General features: G+C 71.8%; 17 protein-coding genes and 1 pseudogene. 12 read left to right on the forward strand and 6 right to left on the reverse strand.

The genetic code is table 11. From position 1 onward, the window contains the following. Positions 1-53: 53 nt before the first annotated feature. Positions 54-1,580, reverse strand: a complete 1,527-nt coding sequence (locus ACTWP5_RS21270) for an AfsR/SARP family transcriptional regulator (protein ID WP_443222636.1) — start codon at positions 1,578-1,580, stop codon at positions 54-56. Positions 1,581-1,841: 261 nt separating this feature from the next. Here ACTWP5_RS21270 and ACTWP5_RS21275 point away from each other — a divergent pair, with 261 nt between their 5' ends. The 3 genes from ACTWP5_RS21275 (at position 1,842) to ACTWP5_RS21285 (ending at position 3,498) form a co-directional block, all read left to right on the forward strand. Beyond that, positions 1,842-2,309, forward strand: a complete 468-nt coding sequence (locus ACTWP5_RS21275) for a hypothetical protein (RefSeq protein WP_443222637.1) — start codon at positions 1,842-1,844, stop codon at positions 2,307-2,309. A 362-nt stretch (positions 2,310-2,671) separates the two neighbouring features. Then, positions 2,672-3,205, forward strand: a complete 534-nt coding sequence (locus tag ACTWP5_RS21280; RefSeq protein ID WP_443222638.1) for a hypothetical protein — start codon at positions 2,672-2,674, stop codon at positions 3,203-3,205. A gap of 98 nt (positions 3,206-3,303) precedes the next feature. Beyond that, the gene (locus ACTWP5_RS21285; protein WP_443222639.1) at positions 3,304-3,498 is read left to right on the forward strand and encodes a hypothetical protein; all 195 of its coding nucleotides are present in this window, start codon (positions 3,304-3,306) and stop codon (positions 3,496-3,498) included. A gap of 71 nt (positions 3,499-3,569) precedes the next feature. On the opposite strand, the gene ACTWP5_RS21290 is transcribed toward ACTWP5_RS21285, so the two are convergent. Continuing rightward, on the reverse strand, positions 3,570-4,307 hold the full coding sequence (locus tag ACTWP5_RS21290; protein ID WP_443222640.1) for a TetR/AcrR family transcriptional regulator: 738 nt from the start codon (positions 4,305-4,307) through the stop codon (positions 3,570-3,572). Positions 4,308-4,383: 76 nt separating this feature from the next. On the opposite strand from ACTWP5_RS21290, the gene ACTWP5_RS21295 reads away from it, so the two are divergent. The 3 genes from ACTWP5_RS21295 to ACTWP5_RS21305 all read left to right on the forward strand — a co-directional run bounded on the left by ACTWP5_RS21295 (position 4,384) and on the right by ACTWP5_RS21305 (position 6,747). Continuing rightward, the gene (locus ACTWP5_RS21295; protein WP_443222641.1) at positions 4,384-4,857 is read left to right on the forward strand and encodes an SCP2 sterol-binding domain-containing protein; all 474 of its coding nucleotides are present in this window, start codon (positions 4,384-4,386) and stop codon (positions 4,855-4,857) included. A gap of 18 nt (positions 4,858-4,875) precedes the next feature. Beyond that, complete coding sequence (locus ACTWP5_RS21300; protein ID WP_443222642.1) at positions 4,876-6,090, forward strand: acyl-CoA dehydrogenase family protein; 1,215 nt, start codon at positions 4,876-4,878, stop codon at positions 6,088-6,090. Positions 6,091-6,219: 129 nt separating this feature from the next. Then, on the forward strand, positions 6,220-6,747 hold the full coding sequence (locus ACTWP5_RS21305; RefSeq protein WP_443222643.1) for an AAA family ATPase: 528 nt from the start codon (positions 6,220-6,222) through the stop codon (positions 6,745-6,747). 18 nt (positions 6,748-6,765) lie between these two features. Here ACTWP5_RS21305 and ACTWP5_RS21310 read toward each other — a convergent pair whose 3' ends face one another. The 4 genes from ACTWP5_RS21310 to ACTWP5_RS21325 all read right to left on the reverse strand — a co-directional run bounded on the left by ACTWP5_RS21310 (position 6,766) and on the right by ACTWP5_RS21325 (position 10,655). After that, a complete protein-coding gene (locus tag ACTWP5_RS21310) occupies positions 6,766-7,560 on the reverse strand; it encodes an aminoglycoside phosphotransferase family protein (protein WP_443222644.1) in 795 nt (264 codons plus the stop codon). Beyond that, a complete protein-coding gene (locus tag ACTWP5_RS21315; protein ID WP_443222645.1) occupies positions 7,557-8,069 on the reverse strand; it encodes a DinB family protein in 513 nt (170 codons plus the stop codon). Before ACTWP5_RS21315 ends, ACTWP5_RS21310 begins: the two co-directional genes overlap by 4 nt. A 130-nt stretch (positions 8,070-8,199) precedes the next feature. Beyond that, the gene (locus ACTWP5_RS21320) at positions 8,200-8,820 is read right to left on the reverse strand and encodes a CAP domain-containing protein (RefSeq protein WP_443222646.1); all 621 of its coding nucleotides are present in this window, start codon (positions 8,818-8,820) and stop codon (positions 8,200-8,202) included. Positions 8,821-9,314: 494 nt separating this feature from the next. After that, positions 9,315-10,655 carry a hypothetical protein gene (locus ACTWP5_RS21325; RefSeq protein WP_443222688.1) on the reverse strand — a complete coding sequence of 447 codons (1,341 nt, stop codon included), beginning with the start codon at positions 10,653-10,655 and terminating at the stop codon, positions 9,315-9,317. A gap of 318 nt (positions 10,656-10,973) precedes the next feature. Here ACTWP5_RS21325 and ACTWP5_RS21330 point away from each other — a divergent pair, with 318 nt between their 5' ends. The 6 genes and pseudogenes from ACTWP5_RS21330 to ACTWP5_RS21355 all read left to right on the forward strand — a co-directional run bounded on the left by ACTWP5_RS21330 (position 10,974) and on the right by ACTWP5_RS21355 (position 14,699). Beyond that, positions 10,974-11,225, forward strand: a complete 252-nt coding sequence (locus ACTWP5_RS21330; protein WP_443222647.1) for a hypothetical protein — start codon at positions 10,974-10,976, stop codon at positions 11,223-11,225. Then, positions 11,222-11,485: a hypothetical protein gene (locus ACTWP5_RS21335; RefSeq protein WP_443222648.1), complete on the forward strand. Its 264-nt coding sequence runs from the start codon at positions 11,222-11,224 to the stop codon at positions 11,483-11,485. The genes ACTWP5_RS21330 and ACTWP5_RS21335 overlap by 4 nt, the downstream gene beginning before the upstream one ends. Before the next feature lie 308 nt (positions 11,486-11,793). Further along, a pseudogene (locus tag ACTWP5_RS21340) lies at positions 11,794-12,627 on the forward strand (ThuA domain-containing protein); the annotation flags it as partial. A gap of 237 nt (positions 12,628-12,864) precedes the next feature. Beyond that, a complete protein-coding gene (locus ACTWP5_RS21345; RefSeq protein ID WP_443222689.1) occupies positions 12,865-13,320 on the forward strand; it encodes an SPW repeat domain-containing protein in 456 nt (151 codons plus the stop codon). Positions 13,321-13,450: 130 nt separating this feature from the next. Further along, the gene (locus ACTWP5_RS21350) at positions 13,451-14,023 is read left to right on the forward strand and encodes a hypothetical protein (protein WP_443222649.1); all 573 of its coding nucleotides are present in this window, start codon (positions 13,451-13,453) and stop codon (positions 14,021-14,023) included. A gap of 244 nt (positions 14,024-14,267) precedes the next feature. After that, positions 14,268-14,699, forward strand: a complete 432-nt coding sequence (locus ACTWP5_RS21355; RefSeq protein ID WP_443222650.1) for a PPOX class F420-dependent oxidoreductase — start codon at positions 14,268-14,270, stop codon at positions 14,697-14,699. Positions 14,700-14,702 lie beyond the last annotated feature (3 nt).

The following is a 14,702-nucleotide window of genomic DNA, read 5'->3' on the forward strand; positions in this document are numbered from 1 at the left end:
GCGCGACGCGCCCGCCGACCCGGCCGCCGGGAGGTAGGGACGCGGCTCGTCACTCAGGGAACGAGGAGTCGTTCGAACTCCGTCACCCGCGTCCCGTGGCGGGAGTTCGAGCCCTCCACGATCGCCGCTCGCAGGACGCCCGGGTCGACGTCCGCGGCCGCGCGGGGGGACGCGACGCCCGGCGCCTGCTCGTAGTTGGCGACGATGACGTCGAGGAACACCGGGTCCCTGAGCTGCCACCCCCGGGCGAGGATCACCTGGGCGATCGCCGGATAGGGCGTGAACGCCGGGTTCGCGAGCCACTCGCGCAGCGCGTTCCCGGGCACGCTGGAGTCCACGCCCGCCCGGATCAGTGCCTCGACGACGGCGGAGGCGAGCGGGGGCGCGTGTCGGCCCGGGTCCTGTTCGATGAGTTCGCCGTAGAGCCGGGCCGCGTCGACGACGGCCGCCCGCGCCTCCCGCGTCCGGCCGTCCCGGTCGTACCGGGCGGCGTCGGCGAAGAGCGCCTGCGCGCGGTCGAGTGCCGTCGGGTCGACGTCGACATCGTCGTCCGAGGCGGAGGAGCCGAGCAGCACCGCGGCCGACAGGACGACCACGATCGCGGTGGCGAGCAGGGCGCGGCGCCCGGCCGTCCTCGACCGCCACCGCCACCGCCGGGGGTGGCGGGGTGGCGTGCCGGATGGGGTGCGGGATGGGGTGACGGGTGGCGTGGCGGGTGGGGTGGCGGGTGACGTGGCGTCGTCCGGGGGTTCGGCCCGCGCGGGGGGCGGCGGGGTGGAGCGGGGCCGTGGGGGCGCGAGCGTCCGCACCGCGCCCGCGGGTACCGGTGGCGGCAGGTCGTCATGGAGCAGGGCCTGGTGGAGGGCGCGCAGTTCGGGACCGGGCTCGGTGCCGAGGCCGTCGGCCAGTCGCCGCCGGACGGCGGAGTAGCGGTCGAGGGCCTCCGCGCCGCGCCCCGTCGTGTAGAGGGCTCTCATGAGCAGCGTTTCGAGCGGCTCGACCAGCGGGTACTCGGCGACGAGGTCGGCCAGGGCGGTGACCACCTCGTTGGGGCGGCCGAGGTGGAGTTCGAGCTGCGCCCACCGCACCACCGCGTCCAGCCGTCGGCGGCGCAGGCTGTCACGGACCTGTGCCGCCCACTCGCCGGGCAGGCCGGCCAGGGGAGTGCCCCGCCACATCCCGAGGGCCTCGGTGAGGGCGGCGGCCCGGGTCGCCTCGTCCTGCCGCTGGCCGCCGCCGAGGTCGACCAGGCGCCGGAACCGGTGCAGGTCCACGCGTTCGGGGTCGAGGTCGAGCACGTAGCCGGCGTGTCGTCGTTCGAGCGGCACCGCCTCCTCCCCGTCGGAGTCGGCGGCCTGTCGGAGCAGGCGGCGGATGCGGCTCAGGTGCGAGTACAGCACCGCGCGGGGGTCGGTGGGCGGTGCGTCGTCCCAGACGCGTGCGGCGAGGGTCTGGATCGCGACGGGTCTTCGCGCGTCAACGACGAGCGCGGCCAGCACCGCCTGTTGGCGCGGCGTGCCCAAATCGAGGAGACGACCCGCCGACCACACCTGCATTTCACCCAGTAATCGGAGTTCCACGTGTCCTCCCGGAGTGGTTCGGCCCGTTGCGGAAGCCCGCAGATTCCCGATGCTGGCTGCTCCGCAAGGTCGCCGCAAGGTCTGTGCAGGGAAGCGCTGACATGGTGGAGGCCGCATTCCGCCGAGCGGCCCGACGGGAAATGGGCGTGAGGGGAAGCGGCGCGTGTTCATGCCCGCGGATACGGCGGGCGGGGCGCTGATCGGGGTCGGCGGGAGACGCCGGCCGGCAAGCGCGACATCGAGATGTTTCGGAGGTTCTTCATGGCATCACCACTCGATCGCCGTGGTCTGCTGCGCGGCAGCCTGCTCTCCGCGGGCGTGGCGGCTCCGCTGGTGGCGTTCGGCGGCGTGGGAACGGCGGCGGCGTCGCAGGCAGGCGACGTGTCGGGCGCCGCGGACCGCGCGTCCGCCCGCAACGGCGGTCCGGCGGCCGGGGTCGCCGGTGACGGCGGGATCACCCCGCTCGCCGCGCGGACCGGTGTGCAGTTCACCGGGACGCTCGGAGCGTTAACGAGCGGACGGTGGTTCACCTTCAACTGGCCCGCCAGTTGGCACGTCATCTGGTACGCCGTCTCGACGACCCCGGCGTCCGGGGTGATCCAGGTGGATTCGAGCTGGGCGGTCGAGCGCGCGTCGGTCGACTACATCACCTACTGGGTCACCATCAGAAACCTGAGTAACGCCTCGATCAACATCGAGGGCCGGTACTCGGTTCTCAACCAGGGCTGATCCGCCGCGAGTGATCCACTTCCGGAGCAGCGTTCCGGAGCAGTGTTCCGGGGCGGGGTCGCGCGGCCTTTCCGACGGGTTCCGGGACGCCGTTTCTTTTGGTGCCGGTGGAGTTGAGGGTCGAGCCTGAAGGCTGACCCGTAATCCCCGGTGGTTCAGGGAGCGGCGTCCCGGGCATTCGGTGGCACGTCCGCCCGGGGCCCGGTGGGTCCTGGGGGAGGAGCCGCGAGGCGTCACGCGCGCGCCGGGAATCCGCGGGGCAGCCTTCAGCGCGGAAGCGGCCGCTCAACCAGACCGGCGCTGGCGGGAGTGGGCCGAAAATCCCGACCACGGCCCCGTCGGCCCTGCCACGCTGGTTGCCCATGACGTGTCGCGATCCATGCGAGCTGCTGCTCATCGGCGGCGGGGCCGGTGTCGGGAAGTCCTCGGTCGGCTGGGAGGTGACGGCGTTGTTGCAGGCCAGGGGGACGGCGCACTGCTTCCTGGAGGGCGACTACATGGACCAGGTCCATCCGGCCCCCGAAGGCGACCCGCACCGCACGGCGATCACGGAGCGGAACGTGGCCTCGGTCTGGGCGAACTACGCGGCCCTCGGCCAGACCCGCCTGGTCTACACCAACACCGTGAGCATCCTGGAGGGCCCCATGCTGCGCCGCGCCATGGGCGGCGGGCCCGTCCGCACCACGTACGTCCTGCTCACGGCGGAGGAGGCCACGATCAGGGAGCGCCTCGCCGGGCGCGAGATCGGCTCGCAGCTCGCCCCCCACATCGAGCGCAGCCTGCGCATGGCCCGCCACCTCGACGCCGAGGCCCCACCGGACACCGTCCGCGTCCCGACCGACGGCCGCTCGGTCGAGCAGATCGCGGCCCGGGTGGTCGAGGCGTCGGGCTGGTAGGGCCGGTCATGCCAGGGGGCTGACGACCGCTGCCCGCCGGTCCGGGTTCGTGGTCGTGGTCGGCCGGGCGGCATCCCGAGTTCAGGCAGCTCGCCGACGTGTTCGAACGACTCGGGCGTCTCGCCGCGGGGATCAGGGTGGCGAGCACGCCGCCCGCCGAGCCCGTTCCGGACTGGCTCGCCGACCGCCTGATCCGCACCGGGGGGATGTCGCGGGCGGAGGTCGCGGCGCTCACGCTCGAAGAGGCCGTCGACCGGTGGGCGGCCTTCGCCGCCCGGCCGCGCGAGCCGTAGGTCGTGCCCGGGTGGGGGCCGGGGCGGGCGGTGAGGGCCGCCGTCGGTCCTCGGTTCTCGGTTCTCGGCTTTCAGCTTTCCGGCGGCCGGCTCGGTGGGGTCCAGATCTCGCCCGCCAGGACGTTGCGCATGCCGATCCAGACGACGTTCATGAGGCGGAGCGTGACGCGTTCGGGGGACTCGTCGGGGTGGCGCTCCATCCAGTCGGTGAGCGCGTCGGCCGCGCCGACCAGGGTGTGGGCGACGAAGTCGGCGTCGTCCGGTCCCAGTCGGGCGGCGGCCTCCTCGCCCCCGCCCGTGCCGCCCGCCACGTCTCCCGCCGTGCCCCCGCCGGTGCCCCCGGCCGTGCCCGCGTCGATGCCCTCGCCGACCAGGCCGGCCACCTCGGCCATGACCGAGCGCCTGACCTCCGCCAGCTCCGCCGCGATGCGCTCGCTCTGCTCGGGCGCCTGCCGGTGGAGCACCACCCAGCTGTCGCGGTGCTCGGCGACGAAGCGGAAGAACGCCGTCAGGCCCGCCCACAGCCTCTCCGCCGGCTCGCCGCCCGTCCGCGCCGCGTCCCTGGCCGCCTCGCGGAAGGCGGCCACCAGGCGCTGCGCCTCGCGCTTGAGGCAGGCGACGAACAGGCCCTCCTTCGAGCCGAGGTAGAGGTAGACCATCGGCTTGGAGATGCCCGCCATCTCGGCGATCTCGTCGACGACGGCGGCGCGGTAGCCGCGCTGCGAGAAGACGCGCACCGCCGCGTCGATGATCTCCTGCTCGCGGACGGTGCGCGGCAGGCGGCGTCGGGGACGTGGCGTCTCGGTCATGGGCACCTTGTCAGGCTACTCAGGAACACCGTAATCTACTCTTCGGTAAGTCTACTTTCCGGTAAGGAGCCCCCCGATGGCTGACACGACGCCACCCGGCGGCATCGAGGACCTCGACTTCGCGAGCGTGACCCCGGCCGAGTTCGCCGCCCTGGTCAAGAAGCTGTCGAACAAGGAGATCACCGAGCTCATGCGCGGCGAGCTGCGCGCCCGCGTCCTCACGGAGATCTTCGGCCGCATGGAGCGCCTCTTCCGCCCCGACGCGGCCGGCTCGCTGAAGGCCGTCATCCGCTGGGAGGTCACCGGCACCGACGAGGACCCCACCGCCGTCTGGGAGAGCGCCATCGCCGACGGCGCCTGCACCGTCACCGAGGGCGCCTCCGACGTCGAGCCGCGCACCACCCTCACCCTCTCGGGGCCCGACTTCCTGAAGCTCGTCTCGGGCAACGCCAGCCCCGTGATGATGTTCATGACCCGCAAGGTGAGGATCGGCGGCGACATCGGCCTCGCCAGCGCCCTCACCCGCCTCTTCGACATCCCCAAGGCCTGAGGGGAGGGCACGGACACCATGACCGGTTTCTCCCTGGACCTCACCGACGAACAGCGCGAGCTGCGCGACTGGGTGCACGGCTTCGCCGAGGGCGTCGTCCGCCCGGCCGCCGCCGAGTGGGACGAACGCGAGGAGACCCCCTGGCCCGTCATCCAGGAGGCCGCGAAGATCGGCCTCTACGGCTTCGAGTCCCTGGCCGAGATGTTCGGCGACCCCACCGGGCTCTCCCTCCAGCTCGCCAACGAGGAGCTGTTCTGGGGCGACGCCGGCATCGGCATGGCCCTGTTCGGCACCTCCCTCGCCGTCGCCGGCATCTTCGCCGCCGGCACCCCCGACCAGCTGGTGGAGTGGGTGCCGCAGTGCTTCGGCGACGCCGAGGACCCGAAGGTGGCGGCCTTCTGCGTCTCCGAGCCGGAGGCCGGCTCCGACGTCTCCGCGATGCGCACCCGCGCCCGGTACGACGAGGCCCGCGACGAGTGGGTGCTCGGCGGCCAGAAGGCGTGGATCACCAACGGCGGCATCGCCAACGTCCACGTCGTCGTCGCCTCCGTCGACCCCGAGCTCGGCTCGCGCGGCCAGGCCGCGTTCGTCGTGCCCCCCGGCACGAAGGGCCTCGAGGGCAACAAGAAGATCAGGAAGCTCGGCCTGCGCGCCTCCCACACCGCCGACGTCTTCCTCGACGACGTGCGCGTTCCCGGCTCCTGCCTGCTCGGCGGCAGGGAGAAGCTCGACGCCCGCCTCGCGCGGGCCCGCGAGGGCACCCGGGCCAAGGGGCAGGCGGCGATGGCCACCTTCGAGGTCTCCCGCCCGACCGTCGGCGCCCAGGCCCTCGGCATCGCGCGGGCGGCGTACGAGTACGCCCTCCAGTACGCGGGCGAGCGCGTCGCGTTCGGCCGCCCGATCATCGACAACCAGGCGATCGCGTTCTCCCTGGCCGACATGCGCACCGAGATCGACGCTGTCCGCCTGCTGATCTGGCGCGCGGCGTGGATGGGCCGCAACGAGCGGCAGTTCACGGCCGGCGAGGGCTCCATGGCGAAGCTGCGGGCCGGCGAACTGGCCGTGCGCGCCTCGGAGAAGGCCATCCAGATCCTGGGCGGCGCCGGCTACAGCCGCGAACACCCGGTGGAACGGATGTACCGGGACGCGAAGATCTACACGATCTTCGAGGGCACGAGCGAGATCCAACGCCTGGTCATCGCCCGCGCCATCTCCGGCCGCCACATTCCGTGAGCGACCCGGGGCCGGGCCCTCACCGATCCGGTGCGTGCCCGGCCCGCGCCGGCCGCGCACGCGCATCGCGTGCGCGTTCGCGGGAAATCACCATGCTCCTCGGAAGCTCGGCTCGGTAGCCTCCGCTCCATGGACGACGTGAACCGCGCGGAGCCGCCCACCGACGCCGCGCCGGAGCGAGGCGTCGTGGTCATGATGTGCGGGCTGCCAGGGTCGGGGAAGAGCACGTACGCGCAGGCGCTCGAACGGCGCGGCTACACGCGGCTGTCGATCGACGAGGTCGTGTGGGCACGCCTCGGACGCGACGCGGCGGAGCTCAGCCCCGACGAGTACGAGCACCACAAGGCCACCGCCGAACAGGAACTCTGGCACGAGCTCGTCCGCCTGATGAACGCCCGCGAACCCGTCGTCATCGACTACAGCTTCTGGAGTCGCGCCACCCGCGACCGCTACAAGGCGCTCATCGAGAGCCACGGCTGCCGGTGGGAGCTCGTCCGCCTCCATGCGGACCTCGACACCCTGCGACGTCGACTGGCCGCGCGCAACGCGCAGCACGGTGCGAACTGCGTCACCGTCTCGGAGGAGCTGCTGCTCCGGTATGCCGCCGGCTTCGAGGAGCCGGTCGGTGAGGGGGAGCGCGTCATCCTCCAGGAGTGACCGCGTGAGGCGCAGCGCTCAGGCGGGCTCGACGAGGTGGCGGTTGGCGCGGCTCCAGGCGACGCGTCGGCGCAGCTCGTCGAGGTGGCCGTCCGCGACCCAGGCGGCCTGGGGCTGGTGGCCCTCCTCGGCCAGCCTGCGGACGTGCTCCGTCCCGTTCTCCTGCACGTCGATGACCGCGTCGACCAGGCCGTCGGTCGAGGTCAGGCCGTACGCGGTGGCGAACAGCTCCAGCCGGTGGCGTCGGTCGGGCGGCTCCGGATAGCGCAGCCAGCGCAGGCACTCGGCGTCGTCGCGGAAGGGCGCGACGTACTCCAGGGCGTAGGCGACGTCGTGCAGGCGGGGCGCGGGGCGGGCGTGGTCCCAGTCCAGGATTCCGACGGGGCGCTCGCCCCGCCAGACGACGTTCCACGGGCCGAAGTCCCCGTGACAGACCACCACGCCGTCGCCCAGACCGCTCTCCCCGCTCTCCCCGCCGTCCCCGGTCGACCAGCTGAGCCCCTCGGGCGGACGGAAGCCGGCGACCGCGTCGTGGTACTCGCGCAGCAGGCGGGCGAACGCTGTCAGGCCGGCGTCGTCGACGACCCTGGCCCAGCCCTGCGGTCCGGACTCACCCTCCAGAAAGGTGAGGACCTCGCGTCCCTCCTCGTCGATCCCCCTCACCCGGGGCGCGTACGGGAAGCCGACGTCCTCCAGGTGCCGCAGCAGGGCGTGAACGGCTGGTGACCACGCGTGGAGGGGACGGCGGACGGTGTCGCCGACGCGCACGACTCTGCGGTGGGGCTCGTCCTGGAGGACGCGTTCCTCCGTCATGCGCCGTCGGGGGCGACGAGCTGGCGCCGCATGTCGAGCAGGTGGTGCCGCAGCTCGTGCAGGGTGTGCACGGCGAGCCAGCGCAGGGAGCGCTCCTCGGGCTCGGGGTAGCTGTAGATCAGCGTCCGTTCCCAGTCGGCGGCGGACAGCCGGTCGAGAGCGCCGCCGAACAGGCCCGCCGCGTCGCGAAGCTGGCGGGCGACGTCGGCGGGTGCCTGGTCGGCGTATCCGTCGTGCTCGACCCGCTCGTCGCGCCCCATGGGCTCGGCGACCGGCGTGTCACGACGGCGCGCGGCCAGCACGCGCTCGCGCTGGACGAGCAGCACGTCGCGCACGTGGCAGGCGTACTCGAGAGGCGACCACACGTCGGCGGCGGGCCGCTGCCGCAGCGCGGACGGTTCGGCCCGCAGCAGCCGCGCGTAGTCGTCGGCGTGGCGCCGGGCGAGCCCCGACACGTCGGGAGCCTGGGCGAGGTCGTACGCGAAGCCGCATGCGGCACAGTCCGTCATGCCCGCACGGTAACAACGTCGGCGGCGGGGGGTGGGAGGGTTTTTCCTCGCGGGCGCCCCGCCTGTCCGCGCGGGTGCCCGCCCGAGGGCACCGTGGCGTCTTACGTGAGGAACACGCTCGCGGAACCCCCTATTTCGTCCCCATGTCGAGCGTCCAGTAGTGACCCCACGGGCCGCCCTCGAAATGTCCCACGCCGGCCTCCAGGGTCTCGCACCGGAGAATGGCGTTGCGGTGTCCCCAGGCGAACCTCTCGTCGTCCTGCATCCAGAAGCGCACCGCCTCCTCCAGGGTGGCGAACCCCACGGCCACGTTCTCCGCCCGCCACGCGCGATACCCTGCCTGGTCCATCGGCTCTCCGGACTCCCAGACGAGTTTTCCGCCGGGGCCACGGTGCATGTTGTCGCCGGTGGTGGCCCATTCCTTCGACTGGTCCTTCAGATAGCCCGAGTGGGCGGCTGCGATCTCCGTCAGTTTCTCCGAGAGCTCGAAGCCTCTCGCGCACGCGGCCATGGCCGCGCCCGTGGCGTTTCCGTGAGGCGGATACTTCTCGGGATGTTGACGTGCGTCGTTGATCAGCTCCAACATCTGCTTCTCCTCGGTGAACGCGGCTGGGTGGTGCCAGAGCCCTCGCCAGTTGTCATGGATGCCCGACCAGTCCGAACCCGCGTACCACCAGGACGGGTAGACCTGCCTGTCGTTTCCGGTGACGAGCAGGTCGATACTGTTCGGGGATTTCGCGATCGCCTTCACCGGCGCGCCTGGGGGAAAAGAATCCACCAAGGGGGCGCCAGTCATGGGTGATGGCACCCCGGTCCGCGCCCTGATACCACCAAGCCGTGTTCACGACACCGTTGGAGCCCGGAGTGAAAACGTCTAGGTTTCCGGGAGACCTGCTGGTGACGGAGATGTTACGCGCTGCTTTCATGGCCTTGATCACCTCGATCACGGTCAGGCTGAGCTGTCTCTCCGGACAGGCCGGGTACCGTGGCTTCGACGCGCGGAAAGCGCGGGCTGATCAGTGGCATAAGCATGACCGGCGCCAATGGTGAGATCCACGTTCCATTCGATCCGACGACGTCTCTCCCCGCAACCGGAGCCAGCGCCCTGTCCGGCATTCCGGAACGCAGGGGTCGGCCACCCCTCATGACCGTGACAGCGAGTACCGGAGAGACCGTGGGTGTGCGGTCCGCCGCCCTCAGTTCACCGCCCTCGGCTGCCTGCCGAACCGGCAGAGGGCCCCGGCCTCACGCCTTCATGGCCGCCACCTCGTGTGACCTGTCGAGAAGCTGGCGGACGGCCTTGGTCCTCCGGTACGGACCCACGCGGCGTCGCATCGACTCCAGGTGCGCGTCGCCGCGTGCGGTGGACACAAACTGGTAGTCGTCGAGAAAGCGGTGCCAGCTCTCACACGCCGCGTCGACGTGACCGTGCTCGAACTGGCGTCGCGCGAGGATCGCGTACGCGTGGACACGGCCCTGGCGCTCCTGCGGGGGCTGCACCCGGATGGACTGCCGCAGCGCGGAGATCGACCCCGGTAGGTCGCCCGACTGGTAGAGCACGGCGGAGACGTGGAACTGGTAGGCGCACTGGTCGTAGCCGCCGATCGCCTCCCGCCTGGCGTCGGCCCTGGACAGAGCGCCCTCAGCCTCCCGCAGACGGCTGAACGCCTGGCGTCGGTCCCCGGCCATGGACGCGGCGTACGCCTGCTGTCCGGCGAGGAAGGCCCGCAGCCGTGGGCCGCCCTTGGGCGACGCCTCGGCGGCCGAGTCGGCGAGCCTGAGCGCCTGGTTGCCGTGGCCGAGGCTCGTGGCCTGGAGGCTCATGCCGCGCAGCGTGCGGCAGTAGGTGACGTGGTCGTCCGCTGCGGCGGCGAGTTCGAGGGCCTTGACGTAGTACCGCTGTCCGAGGCCGTGGTCGCGTTCGTACATCGCCATCCAGCCCGTGAGGTACACGAGGTCGGAGGCAGCGGAGAGCATGTCCCGGCGGACGTCCTCGCGGGCTGACGCCCGAAGGTACGGGCCGACGGTGTTGACGAGGAACGCGGCCGCCATGGGGCGTGCGTGGCCGCCGCCGAGTTCGTCGAGAATGTCCGCCACCCGCTCCGTCATGGTCCGGACCGTGGCGACCTCTCCCGGTCCGATGTGGGCGGTCCGTCCGGCGGCGACGGCATGGGATCGGCCGGCGAGTTCGCTGAACACCGGGACGCTCAACGTCGCCGAGTACAGGCCGGCCTGGAGCAGGTTCCTGCGTGACGGGTCCATGTCGCTCCTCCCTATGTCGATGAGCTGCTCAGCGAGTTCGACGCGTTCGTCGTCACCGCCCGGGGCGGTGGAAAGGCCCGCCTCGCTCTGGGTGACAGGACGGCCAAGGCGGCGAGCGAGGGCCTCACAGACGAGAGGCCGAACTCTGGTGCGGGGCATGGTCCCTGAAAGCCAGTGGGAAACGGCGGACTGGTCGTAACGCAGTTCAAGGCCGACCTCGTCGCCGACGCGGTTCACGGCGTTGGCGAGCTGGGTGCGGGACCATCGTGCCTGGTCAAGCAGCCTTTCGAGGCTGGCGTTAGGAGTGCGTGGTTGAGGCGCCATGCATGAACTCCCGACGGTTTTCATGGCTTTCACGATCAACCGGAGTTTCAACGGTACCGGCCGCCGGCCCGCTCCGGTTACCTCTTCGTACACACCGATCACTCCTCGGTGATCGATACAGGCCAGGGAGACGCGATGCTGCGTGGTGACGACAAGCCGGTGCTTTCCACGGTGTCCGACGGTCTGCCGGTGTGGTTGCCGCCTGATGGTGTCAGTTTGCGGAGTGTTCCGTGTGGGCGGTGGTTTGATGCCGTTCGTGTGCCGGAGCGGGTGGCTGGTGTGGTGGTGGATGCGTTGGCGGGGCGGTCGGGGGCGGTGATGGCGGACAGCTGTGACGGTGTCTGCTTCTGGCTGGTGAGACCGGGGGCGGCGCGTGGCTGGGAGGACGAGCTGCCGGTGCAGGTGTACTGCGTCGCGTGTCATCTGCTGGTGCCGTCGATCGCTCCGCACCGCACCCGGTGGGTGGAGTGGCTGGTCCGGCCCGAGCCGGGCTGGGACGGGCTGACCGACCCCGGCCTGTTGCACCAGGCGCTCACCGCCGCCGTCGCCGGGACGGGAGGAGCCCGGTGATCGGGGGCCTGCACAACGGCAGGGAGGTGCTGCGCGACGTCGCGCACCCCTGGATCGGGCAACGCGTCGTCGAGCCCCGCACCGGCAGGACCGGGCGGCTCGGGCTGGTCGTCGAGCACGTCTCCTACGACGTCCTCGGACGCGAACGCGTCCTGTGGACCGAAGCCCACCTACGACCCACCGACGGCTCCGGCTGGGAGTGGCGGGCTGACCTCGACAGACTCGCCCTCAACGCCGACCACCGCCGCGAGAACGGATAGCCCGCTTCCACGAAGGATCCCGAACCGCCCCCCAGCGGGCGGTTCGGGTAAGTCCCCCGACCGGACCAGCCCCGAGCGGCGGCGGACGCTCTGCCGCTCCCGCCCCGGTCCGCCCCTTCACTGGGGTGCCGCAACGCGGTGAGGGACAACCGCCCACCCCGGGGGAAACGCTGATTCACACCCACAACCCCCGGGGTGGGCACCAGGACCCCGGCCGTCGAATACTTTCCGCGACCGATGCGCGACTTTCGAAAGATGTCGTGCAAAGGGGTTCAAGTCCACCGGGGTGCGCGGCTAGCTTGGTGGCCATGACAACGACCCGCACCCGCCGCGACCGCCGCCGTTCCCGCTCCCTCGCGGTGTGGGCCGCCTGCGGCCTGCTGTGCGCCGCCGCGTTGCCCGCCGCCTCCGCCGCCGTTGCCGCCGACTCCACCCGTGCCTCCGAGACCGACGCCCGCCACGGCAGACCGCACGACCGCGTCGACGTGCTGGTCTTCTCCAAGACCGCCGGCTTCCGCCACGACTCCATCGAGGAGGGCGTCGCCGCCCTCGCCCAGCTCGGGGAGGAGAACGGCTTCTCGGTGCACCACACCGAGGACGCCGCCGCCTTCACCAAGCGCAACCTCGCGCGGTACGACGCCGTCGTCTTCCTCTCCACCACGGGTGACGTCCTGGGTGACGGCCAGCAGCGGGCGTTCGAGCGGTACATCGCCCGTGGTGGCGGCTACGCCGGGATCCACGCCGCCTCCGACACCGAGTACGACTGGCCGTGGTACGGCGGCCTGGTCGGCGCCTACTTCGACTCCCACCCGGCGATCCAGCAGGCCACGACCCTCGTCGAGGACCACGACCACGACGCCACCGCGCACCTGGACGAGGAGTGGGTGCGGACGGACGAGTGGTACAACTACCAGGACAATCCGCGCGAGGCCGTCCACGTCCTCGCCTCCCTCGACGAGTCCAGCTACGAGGGCGGCACGATGAACGGCGACCACCCCATCGCCTGGTGTCACGAGTACGAGGGCGGCCGGTCGTTCTACACCGGCGGCGGTCACACGGTCGAGTCCTACGCCGAGCCGGACTTCCTCCGCCACCTCCTCGGCGGCATCCGCTACGCGACCGGCATGGTCGACGGCGACTGCTCGTAGTCCGCGACCACTCGTAGTCCGCGACCACCCAACGGTCGGCGACGTCCGAAGTCGGCGACCGCCCGGAGTCATCGCGCGGAGCGATCGTTCTCCGCCCCACGGTCACCCCGCGCCGCGAACCACGCCGTGCCCGCCCCGGCCGGTTTGCGGCGCGGGGCGGGGCGCCGGAAGCTGGACATAACGGACAAGGTACGTACGGGCTCGCGCACGGAGGTGGCGGCCGTGACCCTCATGCACTACTCCGACGTGGCCTGGCGCGGCCACGTCCCCAAACGATCCCTCCGCAAGGCCCAGCACGACGAGGTCGTCGGCTTCCTCGCCCTCGTCGTGGGCGTGGTGCTGTTCGTCGCGCCGTGGATCGCGGGGGAGCCGGACACCGCGCGGGACGCGCACGTCAACGAGGCCGTGATGGGCGTGGTCGTGGTGTACACCGCCGCCCGTCGCGTCTTCAGGGGCGGGGGGTGGTTCTCCGACGTCGTGCTGCTGGCGGTGGGGGCTTGGTTGATCGCCTCGCCCTGGGTGCTGGCGTGGGGGGACACCGTGGTGCGCGAGTCGCGGACGATCGACGTGGCCCTCGGCTCGGTCCTCGTCGCCCTGGCGCTGGTGTCGCTGGCGCTGCTCGCGGGCTCCCGCCGGAGGGGCGGGACGGGGGAGGTCGTCCCGGAGGGCGGACACCGACGTCGGTGACGGGCGACGACGGGGCGATCACGGGGGTGACGACGGGGGTCTGACGGCCCTTCCGCGTTCTATGGTGCGGGGAGGTGTGGGGAGCGCGGAGCGGGAGGACGGTCCATCGATGACGGCGACGGTCCGAGGGGTGCGCGGAACGCGCGGGTGGCTGCTCGCGGCGGGTGTCGGCGTCGCGCTGCTGCTGACGGGCGGCTGCGGCGGGACCGCTGACGGAACCGGTGACGGGTCCGGCGGTGGGTCCGGCGGCGGAAGCTCCACCACCGCCGACGGTGTCGGTGGTGGCGAGGGGCGGACGGAGGACTCGGCCGCTCCCTCTCCGGTCGACGAGACCATGGCCGGCCCCGTCCGCCTGGAGATCTCGGGCGGCATCGCCGGCGTCCACTCGGTGATCGAGGTCGCGCCCGACGGCGCGGTCGAGGTCGCCGACCGGGACGGTGCGCGCGGGGCCGACCCGTTGCCCGAGGAGCAGTTGGCCACCCTCCGCGAGCGACTGGCCGCCGTCGACTTCGCCGCGCTGCCCCTGGCGGCCGTGTCCGACCAGGCGGCCGACATGTTCCACTACCAGCTCAGCTACGACGGCCACCGGCTGCTGACCGACCGCACCGAGGACCTGGGACCGGTGGAGGCGGTGATCGACCAGCTCGCCGACGCCCTGAGCGAACGCGAACGCGAAGGCCAAGGCGGAGGCGAAGGCGAGTGAGAAAGCGAGGTGGCCGGGCTGCGGAGGGGCGCTGAGCCCGCCGCCCGTCGGCTTTCCAGGAGGCGGGAGCCGGTTCTCCGACGTCGTGTCGCTGGCGGTGGGCCGTTGGCTGATCGCCTCGTTCGACCGGCGGGAAACTGCCTGTCCGCCGGATTCGCATCACCGTACGATCCCGGTCAGAAGGCGTTGCTCACACGCAACCCGGACTACCCTCCCGTGTCAGAGCCAGGCCATACTGTCTCTCATGGCCAAACGCATGAGCGAATCCGAATGGCAGAGATTCGTCTCACACGGCACCCGCACGGGAAAAGTGGCCGTGGTGCTTCGTGATGGTCGACCGCACGTGAGCCCGGTCTGGTTTCTCGTGGACCGGGGCGACCTGCTTTTCGTTTCCCCGGGTGATTCCGTCAAGGCGAAACGCCTCCGCCGCGACCCGAGGGCCACGGTCTGTGTCGACGTGGAGAGCCTGCCGTTCGCGTACGTCATGCTGAGCGGGGACGTGACCCTGGACGACGATCCCGCGCTCGTTGACGCGTGGATGCGGCGGATCGAGCATCGCTACGATCCTGGCCGAAAGGACCCGGCGGACCGGCGGCTGGAGAATCCGCCTCCGGTGCCCGACGTACTGGTCCGGCTCAGGCCCTCCAAGGTCATCGCCATGGACTTCGGCGGCTGACGC

The organism is Streptomyces sp. 4N509B (genome assembly GCF_052245655.1).
Taxonomy (GTDB): Bacteria; Actinomycetota; Actinomycetes; order Streptomycetales; family Streptomycetaceae; genus Streptomyces.